This is a genomic window from uncultured Odoribacter sp., assembly GCF_937966165.1.
In the GTDB taxonomy this organism is placed as follows: Bacteria; Bacteroidota; Bacteroidia; order Bacteroidales; family Marinifilaceae; genus Culturomica.
On record NZ_CALCLB010000032.1, the window covers coordinates 33,365 to 56,295 of the forward strand.

Here is a 22,931-nt window from a genome sequence, read left to right on the forward strand (position 1 = left end):
TTTGGGATTGTTTAGGTGGGGGAAATCTGTAAAGAAAGGGGTGGTATTGTTAAAAATAGGCAGAGAATTTGAAGTTGCGTATTATTTTAAGGATGAGATTTCTTTCTCAAACGTTTGCATTTACAGATTGTTAATTATAATTTTGTTGCAAACTTATGAAAACCAATTGAAATGATACAGAAAGTTACCACTCTTAATCAATTTATCATTGAGCAGCAAGCGGCTTTCCCCAATGCGACCGGAGATTTTTCCCGTTTGTTACATCATGTCGGAATTGCTGCAAAAAAAGTAAACAGGGAAGTGAATAAGGCCGGTCTGGTTGATATTTTAGGGCAGGCCGGAACAGAAAACGTACAGGGAGAGGATCAGCAGAAGCTAGATGTTTATGCCGATACGACATTTATAAATGAGTTAAGGGCAAGTGGAGAATGTTGTGCCGTATTGTCCGAAGAAAACCAGGATATCATCGTATTTAAGGAAGGAATGTGCCGGAATGCGAAATACATATTTTGTATGGACCCGCTGGACGGTTCTTCCAATATCGATGTAAATGTGTCTATTGGTACGATTTTTTCTGTATACCGGAGAAAATCTGCACCCGGAGAAGAGGTGAAATTACAGGATTTTCTTCAGAAAGGAGCTGAACAAGTAGCGGCCGGATATGTTATTTATGGTTCATCTACCATGTTGGTATACACTTCGGGAAATGGAGTAAATGGTTTTACGCTCGATCCTTCGATTGGGGAATTTTGCCTTTCCCATCCGCTTATTTCTACGCCTTCCCAGGGGAAAATATATTCCGTAAACGAAGGATACTATGTAAATTTTCCAAATGGGGTAAAGAAATTTATCAAATATTGCCAGGAAAAAGATGAGGGTACAAAACGGCCTTTTACTTCTCGTTATATCGGTTCTTTGGTGGCAGATGTTCACCGCAACCTCTTGAAAGGGGGTATTTTTATTTATCCTCAGACTTCTTCTCATCCGAACGGAAAATTACGGCTGATGTATGAATGTAATCCGATGGCGTTTATAGCAGAGCAAGCCGGAGGAATTGCTACGGACGGAAAAACACGGATAATGGATATTGAACCGGAAAATATTCATCAGCGGACTCCTTTTTATACCGGTTCTAAAAATATGATCGATAAGATCTGTTGGTTTCTGGAAAATAACTGAGTTACCGCCCAACTTTTGCCTGTCGGAAATTGATTCGTGTAGTATGGAGGAAAGAAATAAAAATTCCTGATCCAATTCGGCCGCTCAGAAATGAAGTTTCTTTCCTTCATAAAACAGTATAAGGGTTTTAATCCGGTAGGGAATGCCGTTAACCCGGAAGAAGAATCCGGGCAAAGACTATTTCCGTTTCGTTTTTTCTCCTTTTAGAAAATTGTTCTATTTTAAAAATTTAGCAGCTGCTTTGTCGATAAAATAGACGACATTATCGGCATTGCGGGTCACATAGCCGGCGGGATATTGGTCTGCTGTTGCCGAGGGATCGGTAACAGCTGCTAAAATCTCTGCTTTTTCGGCCCCGATGACGTGAAACAGGGTGAGGGAGGCCCGAATCATGGGCTGGCCGGTAAGCGCAATCCGGTATTGATGCGTTTCGGGATGAGCGGATACGGCATAGGGAGCGGGGTAAGAAAGCAAATCTTTTTGTCCGGGGAATACCGACGACGTATGTCCGTCCGTTCCTATTCCCAGAATCAACATGTCGAATTGGGGAAAACCGTCGTTATCTGTTACATTCTTTTTTACCAGTTCGGAATACCGTTGTGCTTCATGGTCCGGGTTGGCTTCTCCCATGATCCGGTGTATTTGATCATGTGGAATTTTAATACGGTTCAAAAAGATCCGTTTTGCCAGTCCGTAATTACTGTCGCCCTCAGTGGGGGGAACGCAACGTTCGTCTACCCAATAGAGATGTACGCGTTGCCAGGGTAAGCTTTGGGGGTAAAGTTCCGCCCACAGTTGGAACAGTAATTTAGACGTTTGTCCTCCTGAGATAGCGAGGTTGAATGCATCCTTTCTTACAGTGTTCAATTGTTTTAATAATTGATGAGTAACAGCTCTCGCTGTTTCTTTGGGGGTATCAAAAGTGTGGATTTTCATAGTTCGCAATATAAATTTGTATGGGTTAAATTTTTACATGGATTTGTCCAGCTACCGTCGGCTTTAATAATCCGTTCGGCGGCAGCCGGGCCCCAGCTACCGGCGGCATAATTATGCAAGGGAATCCTGGAATCCTTTTCCCAGAGCTTTAAAACCGGTTCTAAAAAACGCCAGCTGGCTTCGACGGCATCGCTTCGGGTAAATAATGTGTTTTCCCCTTGCATACAATCTTCCAGTAAGCGAGCATAAGCGTCTCCGCTGGGTACACCTCCGAGACTGTCGTAGGTAAATTCAACCGGTACTTGTCCCATTTTAAAACCGGTACCGGGAATTTTCATGCTCAGTGTAAATACAACCCCTTCGTTCGGGTTAAGGCGGATAATCATCCGGTTTGGAAGCGGACAATGGGTTAGCCTGCTGAACATGATATGGGGAGTAGGTTTAAAATGAATTACAATTTCCGATACTAAGGTAGGCATTTGTTTGCCGGTGCGGATATAAAAGGGCACTCCATCCCATCTCCAATTGGCAATGTTCACTTTCATCGCAACATAGGTTTCTGTACGGGAGTGCGGATCTACTTTTTCTTCTTCCCGGTAAGCAAGTTGATGCCGTTTCCCGTTTTCAGATGCCGTATATTGCCCTCTTACGATCTGATTCCGGATTTCAGCCGCACTCAGGGGTTTCAGGGATTGATATACTTTTACCACTTCATTGCGGAAGCTGTCGGCATCGAAGGATACAGGAGGTTCCATTGCACATACGGCCAGCAGTTGTAATAAATGACTCTGAACCATGTCCCGTAGGGCTCCGGTATGATCGTAAAATCCGCCTCTTTGTTCTATTCCCATGTTTTCAACGGCTGTAATTTCAATGTGATGTATATAATTCCGGTTCCACAGCGGTTCCAGTACAACATTGGCAAATCGTAAGGCCAGCATGTTCTGTACGGTTTCTTTCCCTAAAAAGTGGTCGATCCGGTAGATTTGATTTTCTTCGAAAATTGAGGTATAAATACTGTCTAATTGTTTTGCAGATTCCAGGTTATGGCCAAACGGTTTTTCTACGATGATACGTTTGAAACCTTCATGCCCTGGACCCGGTTTGTGCAGGTTGACACTTTGTAAGAGCAAAGGGATCGTTTCATACAGAACAGGAGGCGTTGCCAGGTAATATAAATAGTTGCCGGGATTTCCGATAAGTTTGTCTAATTGATAAAGGCGTTGTTTCAGACAGGGATAATGGTCGGCAAGGGAAGGGTCCATCGTTTCGTAAAAGACAGAATTTAAAAACAGATCAGCACTGTGGGAATCAAACTCCTGAGCCTTGATATACTTTTTTAGATTTTCTTTAATGTGTTTTCGGTAGCTCTCGTCGGAATAGTGGGTACGGGCAGCCCCTAATATTGCAAAATGTTGGGGCATTTGTTTCCGGGAAAACAACAAATAAAGAGAAGGCATCAGCTTCCGTTTTGTCAGGTCACCTGAGCCACCGAAGATGACCATAATCAATGATTTCATTTGTTTCATATCCGTATCGGATTAGTTGTATATACGATGGATGGTATTGTATTCTTTTTCAGGCATTATAGATACCTGCATGTGTATCCTTTCCTTCGCCGGTCCAGTCTTCGTGGAAAAATGTTCCCCGGGGAGTATCTGTTCGTTCGAAGGTATGGGCTCCGAAATAATCCCTTTGGGCTTGTATTAAATTTGCTGGTAAATGTGAAGCGGTGATGGAATAAAAATAATTCAGGGCGGCAGCGAAAGCAGGCACGGCTGTATTTTCCCGTGTAGTCTTCAGGAGTAAGGATTTCCAGGCCGGAAGCGCTTCCGTAATTTGGGTGCTGAACCAGGATGATAAAAGTAAGTTGGGCAAGTGAGGTGCCTCATCGAATGTCGCTGCAATCGGATTGAGGAGAGCTGCCCGGATAATACAACCGGCCCGCCAGATTCTGGCGATAGCTGCCTGGTTGAGGTGCCAGTCAAAACGAATTGAAGCTTGTTGCATAAGAGCAAAACCCTGAGTATAGGAAATAATTTTAGAAGCATAGAGGGCATCGTGTATTTCCTGTATCATTACTCCCGGTTTGTGGGTAAATACCGGACTGTCTGTTTCGTATTTTGCAGCAAGCTTAACCCGTAATTCTTTTTCTGCAGAAAGATCTCTTTGGAATACGGCAGTGGCGATTAAGTTTAAGGGAACTCCTAATTCCATAGCATTGATGACCGACCAGCGGCCGGTGCCTTTTTGACCGGCTACGTCTAAAATCCGGTCGATAAGAAAATGTCCGTCTTTTTCTGTACGCCGGAGGATAGCGGCTGTAATTTCAATCAGATAACTTTTCAGTTTTCCGGTATTCCACTTTTCAAAACAGTCTGCCATACCTGCATTCCCGGTCCCCAGCATACGTTTCATAACGAAATAGGCTTCGGATATCAGTTGCATGTCGGCATATTCGATCCCGTTATGTACCATTTTTACAAAATGTCCGGCTCCTCCTTTGCCGATCCATTCACAACAGGGACTCCCGTCTTCGGCTTTTGCTGCGATACTTTGCAAAATTTCTTTTACTTCCGGCCAGGCTTTTTCCGAACCTCCGGGCATGATGGAGGCACCGTGAAGGGCACCTTCCTGTCCACCGGAAACACCGGCACCAATAAAATAAAATCCCTGGGATTCGGCATAACTGACTCTCCTCTCTGTATCTTCAAAATTAGAGTTTCCTCCATCTATCAGGATGTCTCCGGGCTGCAATAAGGAAAATAGCTGCTCCATAACTTCATCTACCGGAGGACCGGCTTTAACCATCATCAGTATTTTCCGGGGAGTGGAAAGGGATTGGACGAAGGCAGCAAGATTGTCAAAACCTTTAAAATCCCCCTGCTCTCCATATTCCTGCATAAAATGTTTTACGGCATCTTTTTCCCGGTGCGGACGATTGTATACAGATACGCGATACCCTTTTTCGGCCAGATTAAGAGCCAGGCCTTCTCCCATAACGGCCAGTCCGATTACTCCAATATCAGATTTCTCCATAAGTGATTTTTTTTGCCGGATGTATGTTCCGGAAGATATATTCTGGAAAGATATACGCAGAATAAAAAGGAAGGTTTATAAAAGAAAGGAGGGAGGGAGTTTAAATGATCCTGAAAAGGGGACCTATCTTACGTTATTGTTATTCCTGAAAATAAATAAGGGAAAAAGATAAAAAAAAGAAATTCCGCGATGAAAGTATAAAAATTCCGAAATGGATTTATTTACCGGAAGAGGGGGAAAACTGCCGTTCCGGATCGGTAGAAAATAAAAAAACGATAAACTGTATATCCTTTTAATAGCAGCTTAGAAAACAGATTCTGAATTAAAAAAACAGTCTCTCCTCTTTTGGGTTTGCTGCGATTAACAATAGATATACAGTTTATTTTTGATGAACGGAAAATGGTTCTGAAAATTATTCTATGCCGAATTTATAAATACAGATACTTTTATAGGTTTCTCCCGGCCGGATCACAACTGAAGGCCAGGCCGCTTTATTAGGAGAATCCGGGAAGTGCTGGGTTTCCAGACAAAAGGCAGAACGGAAAGGATAGTAAATTCCTTTTTTACCTTTTACAGTTCCGTCCAGAAAATTTCCGGCGTAAAATTGTATGCCCGGTTCGCTGGTATAAACTTCCAGGGTACGGCCGCTTTCCGGATCGTAAGCTTTAGCTGCTATTTGGGAGAGTTCCCCTTTCGTATTTAAAACATAATTGTGGTCATAGCCGTGTCCGTTTTTCAATTGAATAAAATCGTCATTGTCGATTTCTTTTCCAATTGTTTTTAATGTCCGGAAATCCATAGGGGTACCTTCTACCGGAGCAATTTCTCCTGTGGTCATAAAAGTACTGTCAATGGGGGTATAGTAGTCGGCATTCAGCATTAATTGCTGATGGAGGATAGGGGTAGAAGGATTGGCAGATAAATTGAAATAAGCGTGATTGGTTAAATTGACAATTGTCGGTTTATCTGTTTCTGCTTCGTAATTTATTTTCAGAGCATTATCGTCGGATAAACTATAGGTTACCCGGGTTTTTAAAGTGCCTGGAAATCCGTACTCACCGTCCGGGGAGATACAACTTAGGACTAATGTCCGGGCGTCGGGCTGTGTGGCTTCCCAAATCCGGTGATGAAAACCGGTATCTCCTCCATGCAGGCAATGCCCGTAATTGTTCCGGGGAAGTTGATACGTATTGCCGTCCAGTGTAAACTGTCCCTGATTGATCCGGTTACCATAACGCCCGATCAGAGCTCCGAAATTTCCTCCCTTATCGGCTATATAGTCCGGGATTGATTCGTGGGCCAGCACAATATCGCCAAAATTCCCTTTGCGGTCCGGCACCCAAATGGAAACGATCCTTCCTCCATAGTTTGTAATAGTAACTTCTACGTTGTTTTTGTTCTTTAATTGGTACAAGTTAATTTGCTGACCGGATACCAATGTATCAAAATTGGCTTTTTTCAATCCGGATAAAGTGGTATCGGCAGCAGGTTTAGAGTTGCAGGCTGTAAATAATAACAACCCGCAACTGAGTGTTAGTAGTGTATTTCTCATATTCAAAGTGTTAAATGGACAATATAAAAAGGGCAATTCCTTCTGATTATTTCTAGTTCTGCCCGCTTCCCCTTTCTTTTTCAAAAGAACAAACAAATTCTGATTTAAAATACCAGAATCGTTTCAGAAAATAAAACTTTTGATCCAAAACATGTATGTGTTTTTTAATTCTTGGATTTTAGCTATAATAATCTACCACCACACGGCTTTCCCGGATTTTTTTACAATATGAACTTATTTTTACATGCTCCGGATGTATTTTGTAAGTGGCTAAAGCTTCTTCGTTTTCAAATTCTGCTATCAGAACTGCATCATAGGCCATATCGGATTCCTTTACATTAATTCCTACTTCTACTGATTTCAATTCTGGGACGACACCTATCAGTGCTTCTAAACGGGTTTTCATAAATCGGGCATTTTCAGCTTTGGTCTTCCCTTCCGCTGATTCTTTTAGTTTCCACATAACGACATGTTTAAGCATAACGGTCTTTTTATATATTTGATTATCAATTTTTATACCTGATTTTACAGTCTTTTCTTGAGATTGATAAATATAAAAATTAAGTTGTAAAAATTAAGGGATGTTTTGTTTTCTTTTTATTTAAATATTTAGAAGTTTGAATATTAAAGTGTGGAAATATTTAAATATTCATTTGCTTGAATGCGGAGGAAAGGAAAAAGGTATTGTTTCTGCTAAAATAGAGGAAAGAATGCTGGCTTTGGGGAAAATTATATAGCTGAGGATTGCGGGCATAGGCGGTAAAAAAAACTTTTTTCCGTATAAATTGACTCAATCAGTCCGAAGCGGATAAATTTCGCGAGCATGCTGATGGCTCTGGGGCGGGGAATACCGATCAGTTTACTGCATTGGGAAAGGGATATTTTTTCATTTTGATTTAAATAATCGAGCAAGGATTGTTCCTGTGCAGAATAGCGTATAAAAACTCCTTTCGGGGCAGATTGGGTTTGCCAGAGCCGGAGGTGTACAGGGGAAGCCAAGATATTTTCATCCTTTATCCGGATATAAGCCCGGTAGTGCTGATTATCGTCTTTTGCATAATAAGGAGCACAATCTCCTTTTGGAATAACGACTTCCAGCACCTGCAGTCCCTCTATTTCATAAATATGCATTTCGCAGTGAATCTGGGGTTTACAATAAAGTTTAGCAGCAGCTTCTATCATGTAAATTTCTTCTTCTGAACGTACTCCAGCTATCTTACCGTTATCTTTGACCCCGACGAGCAGTCGTCCTCCGTCTGTATTGGAAAATGCAGATAAACTTTTTGCAATTTTCCGGACATCTGAGATTTCGAATTTGAAATCCTGTTGCTGATGTTCTCCCTGACGGATCAGCCGGTAAATATAATCTGCACCCCTCTGCGTTTTCATAAGGTAAAGATAAGTATAAATTGGGAATAAGGAAAGCGTTTGGGGAACCGTTCATCTTCTTTCCTTTCTGTCTGGTAAAGTAATCCAGAATAAGCTCCCTTGCCCTGTTTCAGATTCGACACCAATGTCTCCCCCCAGATGGAGAGTAATGCTACGACAGAGGGCTAATCCCAAACCCGTCCCCTGAGTAAAGGAGTTCAATTTTTCAAAACGTTTGAAGATTCGTTTTTGTTCTGCAAGAGGAATACCAATTCCGCAATCTTTCACAAAGAAATAATGTTTTTCTTGTCCAGGACGATAGCCGATGGTGATAGTTCCCTTTTCTGAGAATTTAATAGCATTGCTGATTAAGTTCTTCATTACGGTATCCAATTGTATTTCATCTGTATAGATGAGGTCGGTTGCAGCTGGCAGCTCTAAAGAAATGGAAAGCGGTTTGTTATTTAAATTATTTAAAGCATAGTTTTCCCAGGATTTAAATAATGAATATAACTTTATAGGTGTATATTGAAATGTGAAGGTGCCTGAATCAATTTTTGACAGATGGAGAATATTATCGATTAAAGCTACCAAAAGCTGATTGTTTTGCTTGATAATGGGCATGAGGGCGTTTATTTCTTCCGGGTCATCGCAACTTCCCAGTAAAGACGAAAATCCCACGATAGCATTTAAAGGAGTACGGATTTCGTGACTGATATTGGTCAGGAATTGTTGTGTCTCCTGATTGGACAGTTCAGCTTGTTCTTTTAAATGTTCTAATTTTTCTTCTTTTTGTTTTTCTGCGTCTACGTTCATATTCAATTCCACAACCAGAATTTCACCTTTTTCCGGGACAAAACTTTTGATGAAAATATATTCCCGGATCCAATGTAAAATTCCTTTTTTGTCGGTAACTTGTATATCCTGTGTAAAAGGCTGTTCGGTATATTCCTGTTTTATTTTATTTTGATAGGCGATCAGTCGCTTCCGGTCTTCGGAAGACGTATGTAAATAAAGCGGAAGTTCTCCTTTCCGGGGTTCTTCGTTCAGGTTTTCATACCATTTGGAAGTGGCAAATCCTTCCCCGTCGAGTATATTGTAAATAGCTACTCCCATTTGAGCAGATTCGGAAATAAAATTAAACATGTGCTCGGCTTCTCTTTTCGCTTGCTTTTCCTGCATGACGGCTGTCAAATCAGTGGCGATAACGATGTAGCAGGCCTTACCGTAGACATCGGCTTCCATTGGCTTAATTGCCAGCTGAAAAAACTGTTTTTTCGGGTGATTAAAGGTCGTTTCCAGTTCGCAACTAACGTTTTGACGGGCTTTCACCTGTTGTTTCTGTTCTTGGTTTAAGTACGGATTAGAAAATAGATTTTCTGTAAATAATTCATTTTTATCCGGCTGCAATATATTTTTTTGTCCGTTTATGATCCGGAAGAGTAATTGTCCGGTCTCGTTATATAACGCAAAATTAAGGGAACTGGTTTGATAGATTGTCTGAAGCTTGTCATACAATCTTTGATAATTTTCCGATTCCTTCTGCATTATTCTGGTAAACCGCCGTTTGCAAATGAAGAATACAAAAATTCCCAAAAGAAAAACAATGACAATTATTGTTCCCAGAATTTGCCTTTCGTATTCTTCATAAAAGGTGGGAGGTATATTTAAGAAAACGATATTATCTGTCAGTTCTTTAACCCGGTTTTCCAGTCCGAACCGTTTGAGAGCAGTCATGTTTAAGTGGGTTTCAGCATGAAGGATAACCTGGGGGAGAATGGAATCAGCCGGGACTCCGTTCCATATCTGATTTACAGTTTGAAAGGTCCTGAGAGCATATTCTTCAGGTTTAAAATGAATACCTCCCAGCCAATAGTTGTTATGTTGTAAATTTTGTTCTGTAAGAGTCAGTATCGGACTGCTCAATACGTTTCTGAAAAGTGAATCGAGTATTTTTTCCGGACGTAAACTATATAAGCCGTTTATATTCCAGGCATAAGTAATAAAAAAGCGGTCTTTAACAGGTTCCATCATCAGGTCGAAAATGGAATCCGTATTTAATTTATTATGAGTAATGGCGGTAAAACTGGCTTCGGGGAAAACTTCCCCGATATGCTTCTGTAATTTGAACAAAGTATAGTCGGCTTTATAATAGCTGTCATCAACCCACACAATCTCTTTGGTTTCCGGCATTAATTGCTTCATCAGTTCCAGGTTCTCCTTTATAAACAAGTGGGAATATATTTTCGTATTGGGTATCCGGGTGACATAACGCCATATCCCTTCCAGGCATACACAATCCTGGGGGACTATATCCTGCCCTGCGTATTGACGGTATTCTTCCCGTTGTTTAAGGGAATTGGCTGCGATGCTTGCGGCTGTTAAATCGATGTTGGGTCCCATTTGGCTGAAATCTGATTTCATATCCGGAATCCATACTCTAAGAGGTTGTTCTTCCCAGACGGCGCAGGAAACGGTAGGTACGTATTTCCATTTCCCTATTACCAGATGTACCATTTTGTAGACGGCTTCGGCTTCATCTCCTAGTAAGATAATTATGTCAGGCCTGATTTTCCGGGGGAAAATAGACGTTGTTTTGAGATTTGTCTTGGCATCAAATGTTTCCCCTTCCTGTTCTGCCATTTGCCAGAGGATGGCACGTAGGTTCAGTAATAAAGAAGAAAGAGTAGAAGGATCATTACAACCTAAATTGCCGGCGTAGATCTGTATACCGGGATATTTTTCTGAGAATAATGAGTCAATTTGCTGGATTATTTGCGCACTCCAGATGGTATTTTCAGTATAGGAATTGAGAATAAGGACTCTCCGGGGATTCATTTGCCCGGGAGAAACGGGGTCGGCGAGAACCAAATAACTGTTGAGACAGCATAAAAGTATAATAGTAAAAATCTTCATTCCGGAACAGTTTAATTCGTCTGGCGCAATAGCCAATAATTTAACAGATCAAGCAATGCTTGTTTTTGTAACGGCTTTGCCAGATACCCGTTGAAACCATGATATAAAGCCTTTTCTTCATCTTTCGACAATGCATAAGCGGTAGTGGCTATGATCGGGATTGTAGCAGAATACTTCCGTATTTCACAGGTCGCTTCATAACCGTTTTTCTTAGGCATTTTAATATCCATAAGGATTAAATCGGGTGCCTGACTATGAAATAACTCAATCGCTTCTTTCCCATCCCAGGCGTGTACAAGATTGTATTTATTTTGCAGAATAAATTGGAGTAAGAGATAATTGCTCTCATTATCTTCAACAATTAAAATATTCTGTTTTCCTTTTGCATTATTTGTTTGTTGGATGGGAGATACTTCCTGAACCGGAGGAGTCAGGGAAACTTCCCGGACAGGCAACCGGAACCAGAACTTTGCTCCGGCCCCTTCTTTTGATTCTACCCCTATTTCTCCTTTTAATTCATCAATAATCGAACGGGAAATGGATAAACCCAGGCCGAAGCCATTATAATTCTTATTTCCCCTATAGAAACGTTCGAATATCTGCTGCTGCTTTTCTGAAGAGATACCGATTCCCGTATCCGATACGTATCCGTATAAAATATTGTCCTCAAACCGGTAGCCGATGGTAATACTGCCCTGGCCCGTGAATTTAACGGCATTGCTGATAAAGTTAGTCAATACTTGTTTAAGACGGATTTTGTCCGTTAGAATACAAAAACGGCTTTCCGGAAATTCGCATTTGATTTCTATATTTCCTTGCGTTGTTTTCATTCTGGCGAGGATAGCCATATCATTAAATAAATCCGTCAGGTCGGTGGGAGAGAAACTGAAATCCATTGTTCCGCTTTCGATTTTGGACAAATCGATGATATCGTGGATCAGGCGTAACAGTATTTCATTGTTTTCTTCAATTTGGTGGACCATTTCCTGACGCTTTTCTGTATTGTCCGTTTCATTCAGTAAGTTCGAAAAACCAACAATAGCGTTTAGGGGAGTACGGATTTCGTGTCCCATATTGGCAATAAAGGCATTTTTGAGTTTTTCAGAACGCTGTGCTTTTAACATGGCAGTGTATAATGCCTCTTCCATTGCTTTATAGGGATCAATATTCTGAGATATTTCCGTGAATATATAGCTGCCAGTTTCCTGCTGATAACCTGTAATACCGATTTGGTAGCGTAACCAATGTTTACTTCCGTCTCTGTGTATAATGGGGAATTCTTTGTGATAATGGTGAGGCCTGCCGGAAGAATTGTCTTGCAAGAAGTCGGTCAAAGACTGCCGGTCTTCCCGGGAGAGATGCTGGTAAGCATCGGTTATGGGAGCAGGAATTTTATCTAAATCGAGGTTCTTTAACCAATTAGAGGTAAAATGGTATTTTTGCCTGCTCAAATCGTAATTCGCTACACCGATGCAAGCTTTGTTCATGGCAAAATCAAGGGCTTGCGTCAATTTTTTGCGAATACTTTTAGCTTCATATATTTCCTGATTATCAATGAGAATGAACAGGATCTGTTTGCTGTCAGGAGTGTCACCGGGCAGGTAACGTACCAGAAAACGAAAATAATATTTGTTTTTCTGGGGTGCCGGGTCTACTCTATCGGATGGAGGGCTCAGGACGATAAGAGAGTTTATGGTTTCTTTGTTCCGTATTTGGGTCTGCAGGGAAGATTCCGGAATCTGCTCAAATAAATTGATCGTTTGAGAAATAGCGGATGTAGGACTGAGAGACGGAAAGATATGTCGTAACTTTGTAGAAGCATTGTATTGTAATAAATTTCCGTTTTCGTCGAAAATCAGCATTGAGACAGGCATGTGCTTGAAAATCAAATTATATTCGTCATATAATGTCTTATAACGGTTTAGAGATTCCCGAATGTGCAGGTTATAAATCCGGGTACGTATATAATATCTGTAAAGCAGACCGATAATGAGTATGCCAAGCAAACTCAGGAGCAAAAGACGCTGGTGCCGGACAATGAACGGAGAAGGGATATTATACAGGCTCACATTTTCTGTTTTGTCGAAATCCCGGTGGATTCCCCATTGGTCGAGTAATTGACGGTTTAAGTGATTTTGTCCGTTTTGTATAGAAGTAAAAGGATAGGGGGGTATTTCTCCATTATATACCTGTTTAAACAATTTGGCTGTTTGCTGCACATATTGGCCCAGGGAAGGATAATATCCGCCTAGGATATGTCTGGAATCGGAATCCTGATCCTGTAAAGAGAAGAGAGGAACGGACAAAGAACTTAAAAAAGAAGGAACTGTATTGAAAAGTACGACATTTCTGTGAGGAGGTAAGTTATTAATTATCCGGCAAATGGTGTCCGGATGAATTTGGTCGCTGTGATATACTGAAATTCGTAAATCCGGAAAAAATTGACAGGCTGTGGAGCGGAGTTGCCGGAATTCAAATTCATCATTGAAGCTACCCGTTGACAGGTAGTTGATTTCCTGAAGACCCGGGTATAAACGGGATATGAGTTGCAAATTTTGTAAACTCATATCGTCTTTCATAATCCCGCTTACGGGAAGCTGCTTAATTGAAAGCGGGGTGGAAATATAACAGCTGTCATTTAGAGGTTCTGATTGGAAAAAATCAGCATAATCTTTCAGGATCCGGGAATGTACCCCACACAGGATTACCGGTATTTGTTCCCATAATCCTCGCAGATTCATAATCCGGTATAACATCCAGCTTTCTTCACCTACCAAGATTAAGATCCGGGGACGGATAATTTGAGGAGAGAGTCGTCCTTTGGTAAAGGCGCCCTGCATTTGTAAGCGGGAACTCAGTAGTGACTGCTGCCTGTCTAACCGGGCATAAACTACGTTCGGAATGAGCTCCGGGTCGATTGCTTTGATTTCTTTCTGAAGTTGCTTCGTTAAAGCCGTGCCCCATGGATTTTCATAATGATAAGAATTCATTATAAGAATGAAATTTTCACGACTCAGTTTTGTATCCGGAGGAGAGGACTGTATGCCAACTGCGTTTGCCGATACTATCAAGCACAACAAGATAGAAAAAACAAGCTTTAACATAGCAATCACGCATAAAATTTATTTGGTAAAAATAAATATAATTTTTCAATTAATTAAAATTTCATTTAAATCTTGATTTCCAAAATTGTTCCGTCCGCGATTCCAGTAATCTTTTCCTGTCCGGAGGTCAATTGAAGTAAGGGAATAAAAAGTGCAAATGTACAAGGATTTAATTATTCAAAGAGTTGACAATCTGCTTAATACTTGTTTCAGGTAGTTCCTTGTTAAATGATTTACCGGTAATTGTAAATCTTTTTTCAGGGATTTTGCTCCTGTCTGTTTCTAAGGTATAAATTTGAAAGTTGTCTGTTTCCTTATTTATGCATTTGCACTTTTTAAATCATTAGGCTGGAGGATACTTATCTCATTTTATTATTGGTATATTTAGTGAGGAGTGTATTTTTCAATTGAGTATAAGTATCCATAATTTTATCTGCACATTCCTGAGTATAATTGTTCAATAATTCCCGGGCTTTTTTCGGATTTTTTTTCTGCAGTTCTGTATATTGTTTTTCTATCTCTTTATTTTGTTGAAAAAATCCGTCTTCCAGCGGTTTCCGGGCTGTTTCCAAATCTTTTTTCCCGTCCTGCCAGTTCAGGTAGAGCAGGTTATCTACAAAATCGATCGCCCAGCGGGCAGAGTTGTCCGTGTATTGTTGTGGATCGTAAGTAGAATAAACTTCAGGGATTCGGGTAACTCCGGTAAATACAGGAAGATATGGGGAGGTGTAGGCATTGTCTTGGAATATCCAGTAAATACCACCTATTTCCCGGGGCATACCGGAACGGAGCTGAGCTACCATACCGTATTCTCCGTCCGCCCGTGCGACAGCCCGCCTACGGGTGGTTTTCAGTAATTTTTGAGTTTCAGCAGAAGGGAAAGGGGTGGCTAATTTGCTTTTTATCATTTCTCCGTTCTTTCCGGGATAGTACCAGGCGGCGTCGTTTTCCTTGTCGTAGATGGTACCGGTAAAGGTAGACCGTTGGAAGTCCATGAAATCCTGGACAGAAACCGGATGTTCCGGTTTAAAAGAAAAAGGATACAGGTTTAAAGGCTCGACATACTGAATGTATTGGTTCAGATTGTCGAATGGATTTGTTGTTTTCCTATCGGATATCGGCGCCGAAGTGGGGGCGAAGGTGGTGGCAAACAGCCAGAGACGATTCGTGGCCCATTCCCGCGGGGTGGGCGCATATATTTCCTGCCAGACAAAAGGTTTTCCGCTTTCGGGGGAATACCATCCGTTTTCCATTGCAACTTGCTGGTAATTGGAGGAAGCCTTAAAGTATTCCGGTTGGGAGAGATCAATTTCTTTGATAATACTCCAATTCGGAATCATAGTAATATGGTCGTCCGGGACCCGCTGTGCCGCCCAGATAACACCGGGTTTCCCACTTTCAGGGGTCCAGTTTTTACCCACGCTGAATAATTCCAGTATCCATATTTTTTCAGGGTCGGCAATCGTCAGACATTCCGATTCCGGTCCGCAAGAAGGCAAAAAACCGTATTTTTCCATAAGGGAAGTAATCAGGCCAAGGGCTTCATCGGCCGTTTTACAACGTTGCAGTGCAAAGATCATGGCTTGCTCAACAGTCATAATCTGTTTCCCTTCTCCTTTGTTTACCTGTAATTCCGGGCGTTGACTCAGTGTACTTTCTCCTATGCACAATTGATATTCATTGATATGGGAATAAGCCGACTGAAAATAAGTGTAAGTTTGTTCCGCTTGCGGGATATAACCTAAAATTTCTCCGTTTTCTTCCAGGGGAAGGTCTACCCGTTGTATACCGTAATAAACCGGGGTCGTACTGCCTTTGGGAAACTTTTGTCCCGGGACGACCCGGATCCGGCAGTCTGCTCCGGCATCTGTATGGGAGTTGAGTACGCTTCCGTCCACGGTCGCTTTTTTACCTGCGACGAGTACTGTGCATCCCTTACTTTGGAAAAAGGCTGTCAGCAGGATTAAAAAGATGATTGTTACAATTTTCATGTTCTTGAATTTTCAGCGTTATAAATGGTTTTCAGGATCGCATTGCTTCTACCTCCTCAATGGTGGTAGGTACATATTTTCCGAGTCTTCTTTTGCCTTCCGGTGTGATAAGGTAATCCTCCTCATTGCGTAATCCCCCGAAATCTTTGTATTTTTCTACCGCTTCGTAGCAGATAAATTCCGTAAAACGTTTTTCTGCTCTCCAGCGGTCGATCAATTCGGGAATAAAGTAGATACCGGGTTCAATCGTCAATACAAAACCGGGCTCCAATTTACGGCCGAGGCGGAGGGATTTCAGGCCGAAAAGGGTGCTTTTAGGCAGACCGTCGTATCCGACCCATACTTCGCCCAGGTTTTCCATATCGTGTACATCCAAACCCATCATATGACCTAATCCGCATTGAAAAAAGAGAGCATGGGCACCGGCTTGTGCTGCTTCCCAAGGATCGCCCTTCATCAGTCCGATGCTTTTCAGTCCTTCTGCGAGGGTGGCTGCGGTTTTCAGATGGATATCCTTAAAAGCAACTCCCGGTTGAAGAGCGGCCACTGCTGTTTGATGTGCATGAAGAGCTATGTTGTAAATTTCTTTTTGACGTTCCGTAAATCGTTTGCCTACCGGGAAAGTAGAAGAAAGGTCTCCCGCATAGTGCATACGGTTTTCTGCCCCTGCATCCAGCAGGAACATCTGTCCTTCCTGGGCAATATGTCCGTGGTAATGGTTGTGTAAAGTTTGCCCGTGTACGGTGGCAATTACCGGGAAAGAGAGATTCCCTTCGTCCCGGAGTGCAATTTCCGTGACTGCAGCAGCCACTTCCGATTCCTTCATTCCCGGACGGATCATTTGCATAGCTTTGATGTGCATATGGGCTGAAATGGTAACCGCTTCTTCGATTTGTTCAATCTCTTCTGCTGATTTATAATTCCGCTGGTTTACCACGGCACGGATAAAATCAACCGAACTTCCTTTCTCTTGCTGATCGGGAACGATGTGTAGCAGTTCATAAAGCCGGATCCTATGCTCTCCCCGGTAAGGAGGCAGATAATGTATCCGGCGTCCCTGGGTCATTGCTTTTTTCAGGTATTCCGCTAGTTGAGCAACAGGCCGGGTTTCAGAAATTCCTACTCTTTCGCTTTTTTCCCGTATACTTGGTTGGGTACCCATCCAGACAATATCGTCAATGGTCAGTTCATCCCCGAAAATAATTTCTTTATCTTCTTCGATATCAATAATAGCTGATAATCCGGCATAATCCGAACCGAAAAAATACAGGAAAGTTGAATCCTGACGGAAAGGATAAGTATTATCGGCATAATTCATACTACTTTCGGAATTCCCCAGGAAAAGTAAAATACCCTTTCCCACTTCTTTTTTCAGAAGATTACGTCTGTGGATATAAATTTCTTTTGAAAACATGATGAATAAAATTACAGTTTCAGGATAATAATCGAAAAGAATTTTGCGACTCTTGCAAAATGAAAGAATAAAGGCTTCAGAAAGCTAACAAATCTGGCATTCGTAAAGTCCCTTGTAATCGGTATTGTACTTTAATATAAAACGGTTGAATAATACCATTTGCAAATTTTTAGATTTTCAAAGATATAAATTATTCGTCATAATTTTGGCAATTATATTTAATCTTAAAAAATAAAGATTGTAAAAGAACGTAAACATTTGAGAATTATGTCTGTAATTGAAAATTTTTACAAAAATATAAGGTTGGAGGACATAAATTGAAAATAATAGGTCAGAAAGGATAACTAAGGATTTGCTACCGATAAATTTTGGTTTCATTTTTAACTTTGCCGGTACTTAAAATAGTAAATGATCTCCTATGAACTAAAATTAATTAAATTTTATTTTTACTTTTACAAAGAAGATCATAAATTTAGTATAGGATGTGGATAAAAATATTTTTTAAAAATTTATTTCATACTTTATTCCATTTTAAGGTACCGAGTGCTATGATGCTCATAGGATTAGCTGTCGCTTATTCTGCTTTTTTTATCATATTGATTCAGTTGGATTTTGAAAATAATTATAATAAAACATTCTCAGATTACAGACACATCTATCAATTGGAATATTATGATACGGCAACTGACGGCTTTTCTCCTTTTTTTCCCAAAGGATATTCGGATTACCTGTCTTCTCAATTGCCGGAACTTACTCATTCCTGTATTTATGGTGAAGGGGGAAAGGTCAGGATAATGTTTGAAGATTCACATTTCACTACTTCTGTCGGATATGCTGATACGGGTATTGTTTCTGTATTTAATTTGGATATTATTACAGGAGATTACCGAAGTGCATTGTCTGTAAAAAATAATGTTATGCTTCCGCAAAGCTTCGCCCGAAAAATTTTTCAGGATAAAAATCCTATCGGGCAATCTTTGTTGATAAACGAAAAGGAACAGTTCACAGTAGCCGCCTTATATAAAGACTTACCACCAAATTCATCTTTGAAAAATTTAATTTATACTTGTTTGCCGTCCTTTGATGATTGGAATAGTTGGGTGTTTTGTAATTATTATCATATTGTTCCGGCTGTTAATATAAAAGCTCTGGAAGAGAGGATCAATGAAACGGGTAAATTGAATGACCGGATTATTTTTTCCAGTTTGAAGAAATTACGTCCGTTGCAGGAAGTATATTATGCTTCAGAGGGGAATAAAATGACTTCTTCGGTTTTATTATTTATCGGAATATTGATTCTGATCGTTGCATTTATAAATTTTATAAACTATATTAATTCATTGGCACCAACACGATTAAGATGGTTTAATATTCAGAAAATTTATGGAATGCCGGTTTTATTTCTTCGTTTATGTCTGATTAGCGAAACTGTTTTTTTTTCATTTATTTCCTGTCTTCTGGGATTTATAGTGTGTATGTTTATAGCAGAAAGTCCTGTTCAGACCTTACTTTTTTCTTCCGCCAATCCTTTCTCACATTCTTTTTTAGCATTTGAATATGTATTTTTGAGTATAATTATAGGTGTAATTATAGGTATTTATCCGGCATATTATACGACCAATTTTCCTCCGGCAGTGGTTTTAGGCGGGAAAAACAGTACTCTGAATAAAGGAAAAAATCTGAGGAGTATTTTAGTTGTATTTCAGTTTATTACCTCTATTGTCTTGATTATTCTGACAGTTTTTACCTATAAACAGTTAGGAATGCTGAGGGATCGATCTTGGGGTATACAGAAAGATAAGGTCCTTTATATGCAGATTAACAAAGACATAGAAAAACACAGGGATGTTTTTGCCGGAGAATTGAGGAGTCACCCGCAAATTGTGGATGTAACCTTTTCATCTGAAATGTTAGGAGATTTTAGTATGGAAGGTACGGACATCTTCATAGGAGGAGCAAAAAAGAGACTTTGGTATTATGCTAATTCTGTAACCCCCAATTATGCAGATTTCTGGGGAATAAAAATTGAGGAAGGACAATCCCGGTTTATACCTACGGATACTTGTGCTATAGCGAACGAAACTTTTGTAAAAATAACAGGAAGAGAACAGACGTTAGATAAACGTTTGGGACGGATTCCCATTCAGTCTATTTGTTCGGATTTTAATTTCAAATCTTTGAAGAGTGCTGTAAAGCCTCTTATTTTATACGTAAATGAATCTTATTCTTTAGAGTATTGTTTTATAAAAACATCGGTTTCCCCTACTCATGAGTTAATGTCTTTTATCAATAATAAAGCAAAAACGTTATCACCGTTTTATGAGGGAGAAATAAATAGGGTGAATGATTATCTAAATTCCAAATATAGTCGGGAGTCTAATTTTGGGACACTTATATCCTTGTTTTGTATAATTTCTGTTTTATTATCCTTAATGGGTACTTTTAGCTTAGTACTTTTTAATTTTAGATTCAGAATAAAGGAAATAGGTATCCGGAAAGTACAGGGAGCAACAGTTATTAAAATTCTGATTTTGCTCAATAAAGGATATTTGAAATTGATTACGATTGCATTTTTTATTGCTGCCCCTGTGGCCTGGTGTTTAATTTCGCTTTGGTTAAGGAATTTTGCTTATAAAATACCCCTCTCAATGAGTATATTTTTCTTTTCCGGTTTATTTATTTTATTTGTTACTTTTCTGACAATTAGTTGGCATAGCTGGAAAACTGCCTGTATAAATCCCGTTGATGTACTGAAAGCAGAATAAATGATGTAAGGCAATGCCATGCCATTTTTATAGAATAAGTGTGTATAATTACCACATTTTTATGTCTGTTAAAACTTTTTCCTACCATTTTAATATATAATTTTGTGGGGTTAAAAATCGAAAATTATTTTCTTTAAAACAGAGGAGGGAGGTTCAGAAAGTTTGTTTCTTCAAGTTACGGGTTCGAAAGTTTTTGATAAAAAGAATTAAAGTTTCGGCTGCTGATTTCATCAGAATTCTCATTTTGATTGTCAGTGAAGTTTCAGGTAAAGCTTGTGCAGAGAGAGCATGGGGCCGGTAAAAAATAGTTTATGTACTTCCTTTCGAAAGATGTATTTTTATGGAATGGGTAAATAGTTTGATGTTTGGGACGAGTATCGGGCATTCGATCTTATTGATTGCCGTTGTGATTTTTGTCGGCATTTTTTTAGGTAAAATTAAAATAGCAGGCATCTCTTTAGGGATTACCTGGATTCTCTTTGTTGGTATTATTTTCAGTCATTTCGGTTTGCGTATGGATCCTCACGCCCTCCATTTTTTAAAAGAATTCGGTTTGATTCTTTTTGTGTATTCTATCGGATTGCAGGTAGGGCCCGGATTTTTTTCTTCTTTTAAAAAGGGCGGTATTACCCTGAATCTTTTGGCAACCGGAGTCGTTGTTTTGGGTGTGGGTATTACCTGTATTATTCATTTCATTACAGGTATCCCGATTACCACTATGGTGGGTATTCTTTCCGGGGCTGTGACAAATACGCCGGGACTGGGAGCTGCCCAACAGGCTTATTTCGATATGAGCGGCACCGAACTTCCTGCTATTGCTATGGGATATGCAGTCGCCTATCCTTTAGGGGTAATTGGAATTATACTGGCGATAGTCCTGATCCGTTATCTCTTCAGGATTTCTTTTGAAAAAGAGAATCTGGATGCGCAGAATGTGGCAGAAGAGAAAGCCTCTCAGGCTACGCATGTTTCTTTGGTGGTCAGAAATCCGGCTTTGTTTGGAAAAGATATAGCGGAAGTAGCTTCCCTGATTGACAAGAAATTTGTCATTTCCCGTATTTTGCATGGAAATGAGGGGTTGAAAATTGCTAAGTCCGATACTCCTCTGGAAGAGGGAGACAAATTATTTGTAATTGCGGCTACCCAGGATATGAATGCGATTACGGCTTTTATTGGAGAAAAGATACAAATGCACAGGGCTGAATGGGAAAAACTGGACGCTCATCTGATCTCCCGTCGTATTGTCATTACAAGGGCAGAGATTAACGGAAAAACTTTGGGACAGTTGCATTTGAGAGGCGGATTCGGGATAAATATTACGAGGGTGAACCGTTCCGGATTGGATTTGGTGGCTCATCCCGGTTTGCAGTTGCAAATCGGAGACCGCGTGACTGTGGTCGGAGCGGAAACAGATGTTGCGGGTGTGGAAAAAGTATTGGGAAATTCTTTACGCCGTTTACGGGAACCCAATCTTATCCCTTTATTTCTGGGAATTGCTTTGGGTATTTTTCTGGGGAGCATTCCTTTTACTTTCCCCGGTATACCCCAGCCTGTTAAATTGGGACTGGCCGGAGGACCTTTAGTTGTAGCCATACTGATCAGCCGTTTTGGTCCGCATTATAAAATAGTAACGTATACGACGATGAGTGCGAACCTGATGCTGAGAGAGATCGGGATAGCCCTTTTCCTGGCTTGCGTGGGGCTGGATGCCGGGGGCGGATTTGTAGAAACAGTGGTGGATGGAGGTGGCTTCTCCTGGATTGGTTATGGTTTTGTTATTACTTTTATTCCTTTGATGATTATCGGTATTATAGCCCGCTGGATTTATAAGGTGAATTATTTTACGTTAATGGGACTGATCGCGGGCAGTATGACCGATCCCCCTGCTTTGGCTTATTCCAATGCAACTGCCGGAAATGACATGCCTTCTGTGGGGTATGCTACCGTATATCCCTTGACAATGTTTTTAAGGGTATTGACAGCACAAGCCTTGATTCTGAGCTTTGTTTGAAAATCCAAGGAGACTTGAGTTAATGGGGGGCCAACACCTTTTTTGCCCGGATAAATCCTTTTGAAAAGAGGAAAATTTTTATTGTTTTTCCTTTTCATTCCTACTGTTGTTTTAGATATGATCGGACAGAGGGTTCCGGTTGGTTTCATCCGGCTCGTTTTAGCATCCGGCTTTCTTTCAGTTCTGATTTTGTTTGTTGACAGGGCCATGACTCTGAATGCAATATGTTGGCCTTGTAACTGTTCAAAATATTGTTCGTATATATGGTCAGCAGTTGTAAGAAACAGACTTCCGGGCCTGTTTATGGAAAACAGCTGGCTGAAGCGGAATTTGTAAAGCTGGCTTTCGATGTATTCCTGCTGGCTGATTGCCTGCAGCTCCAGCCTTTACGGGTTATCGTAGGGAATAAGATCGGAACTTTCGGTTCTTACCGTGACGGTTGCGAATTGTTCCGCAAAGCTGCTTCCCGGGGCAGGGATATCCATATTGTTCAGGGGGCAAACCGTTACGATTTATACGGCCAGCTCAAAGCGAAGGGCGGAGCATCCGGGTGACTGATTTCTTTTTTCCGGAAACATCTCTGAAACGTTTTGTACGAAAAGAGCGGAATTGTTTAAGCAGACGTACGATATCTGTCCGGATCCGGGTCCGGTAAC

14 protein-coding genes are annotated in these 22,931 nt (G+C 40.7%); 4 read left to right on the forward strand and 10 right to left on the reverse strand.

Features of this window, described 5'->3' with window-relative positions; all coding sequences use genetic code 11:
- The first annotated feature begins 171 nt into the window (after positions 1–171).
- Entirely contained in the window at positions 172–1,179 is a 1,008-nt protein-coding gene (gene fbp, locus Q0465_RS11850; RefSeq protein ID WP_298616561.1) for a class 1 fructose-bisphosphatase, read from the forward strand.
- Positions 1,180–1,395: 216 nt separating this feature from the next.
- Here the strand turns inward: fbp and pgl are convergent, their stop codons facing one another.
- The 10 genes from pgl to Q0465_RS11900 form a co-directional block, all read right to left on the reverse strand.
- On the reverse strand, positions 1,396–2,115 hold the full coding sequence (gene pgl / locus Q0465_RS11855) for a 6-phosphogluconolactonase (RefSeq protein WP_298616564.1): 720 nt from the start codon (positions 2,113–2,115) through the stop codon (positions 1,396–1,398).
- On the reverse strand, positions 2,112–3,635 hold the full coding sequence (zwf, locus tag Q0465_RS11860; protein ID WP_298616758.1) for a glucose-6-phosphate dehydrogenase: 1,524 nt from the start codon (positions 3,633–3,635) through the stop codon (positions 2,112–2,114). Before zwf ends, pgl begins: the two co-directional genes overlap by 4 nt.
- Positions 3,636–3,693: 58 nt before the next feature.
- Positions 3,694–5,154: an NADP-dependent phosphogluconate dehydrogenase gene (gene gndA, locus Q0465_RS11865; protein WP_298616566.1), complete on the reverse strand. Its 1,461-nt coding sequence runs from the start codon at positions 5,152–5,154 to the stop codon at positions 3,694–3,696.
- 412 nt (positions 5,155–5,566) lie between these two features.
- Positions 5,567–6,706 (reverse strand): aldose epimerase family protein, encoded by a 1,140-nt coding sequence (locus Q0465_RS11870; protein ID WP_298616568.1) that lies wholly within the window; start codon positions 6,704–6,706, stop codon positions 5,567–5,569.
- Positions 6,707–6,884: 178 nt separating this feature from the next.
- The gene (locus tag Q0465_RS11875; RefSeq protein ID WP_298616570.1) at positions 6,885–7,187 is read right to left on the reverse strand and encodes a Dabb family protein; all 303 of its coding nucleotides are present in this window, start codon (positions 7,185–7,187) and stop codon (positions 6,885–6,887) included.
- Positions 7,188–7,435: 248 nt separating this feature from the next.
- Complete coding sequence (locus Q0465_RS11880; RefSeq protein WP_298616572.1) at positions 7,436–8,095, reverse strand: helix-turn-helix domain-containing protein; 660 nt, start codon at positions 8,093–8,095, stop codon at positions 7,436–7,438.
- 51 nt (positions 8,096–8,146) lie between these two features.
- The gene (locus Q0465_RS11885; protein ID WP_298616574.1) at positions 8,147–10,990 is read right to left on the reverse strand and encodes a HAMP domain-containing sensor histidine kinase; all 2,844 of its coding nucleotides are present in this window, start codon (positions 10,988–10,990) and stop codon (positions 8,147–8,149) included.
- Between the two features lie 11 nt (positions 10,991–11,001).
- Positions 11,002–13,980, reverse strand: coding sequence for an ATP-binding protein (locus Q0465_RS11890; RefSeq protein ID WP_298616576.1), 2,979 nt, complete (start codon positions 13,978–13,980; stop codon positions 11,002–11,004).
- 473 nt (positions 13,981–14,453) lie between these two features.
- On the reverse strand, positions 14,454–16,085 hold the full coding sequence (locus Q0465_RS11895) for a C69 family dipeptidase (protein ID WP_298616578.1): 1,632 nt from the start codon (positions 16,083–16,085) through the stop codon (positions 14,454–14,456).
- Between the two features lie 31 nt (positions 16,086–16,116).
- Positions 16,117–17,499, reverse strand: a complete 1,383-nt coding sequence (locus Q0465_RS11900) for an aminopeptidase P family protein (protein WP_298616580.1) — start codon at positions 17,497–17,499, stop codon at positions 16,117–16,119.
- Positions 17,500–17,981: 482 nt separating this feature from the next.
- On the opposite strand from Q0465_RS11900, the gene Q0465_RS11905 reads away from it, so the two are divergent.
- From Q0465_RS11905 to Q0465_RS11915, 3 genes are all read left to right on the forward strand, one after another.
- The gene (locus Q0465_RS11905) at positions 17,982–20,264 is read left to right on the forward strand and encodes an FtsX-like permease family protein (protein ID WP_298616582.1); all 2,283 of its coding nucleotides are present in this window, start codon (positions 17,982–17,984) and stop codon (positions 20,262–20,264) included.
- A gap of 340 nt (positions 20,265–20,604) precedes the next feature.
- Entirely contained in the window at positions 20,605–22,275 is a 1,671-nt protein-coding gene (locus Q0465_RS11910; protein ID WP_298616584.1) for a putative transporter, read from the forward strand.
- A 263-nt stretch (positions 22,276–22,538) separates the two neighbouring features.
- Positions 22,539–22,829 carry a hypothetical protein gene (locus Q0465_RS11915; RefSeq protein ID WP_298616586.1) on the forward strand — a complete coding sequence of 97 codons (291 nt, stop codon included), beginning with the start codon at positions 22,539–22,541 and terminating at the stop codon, positions 22,827–22,829.
- The last annotated feature ends 102 nt before the right edge of the window (positions 22,830–22,931 follow it).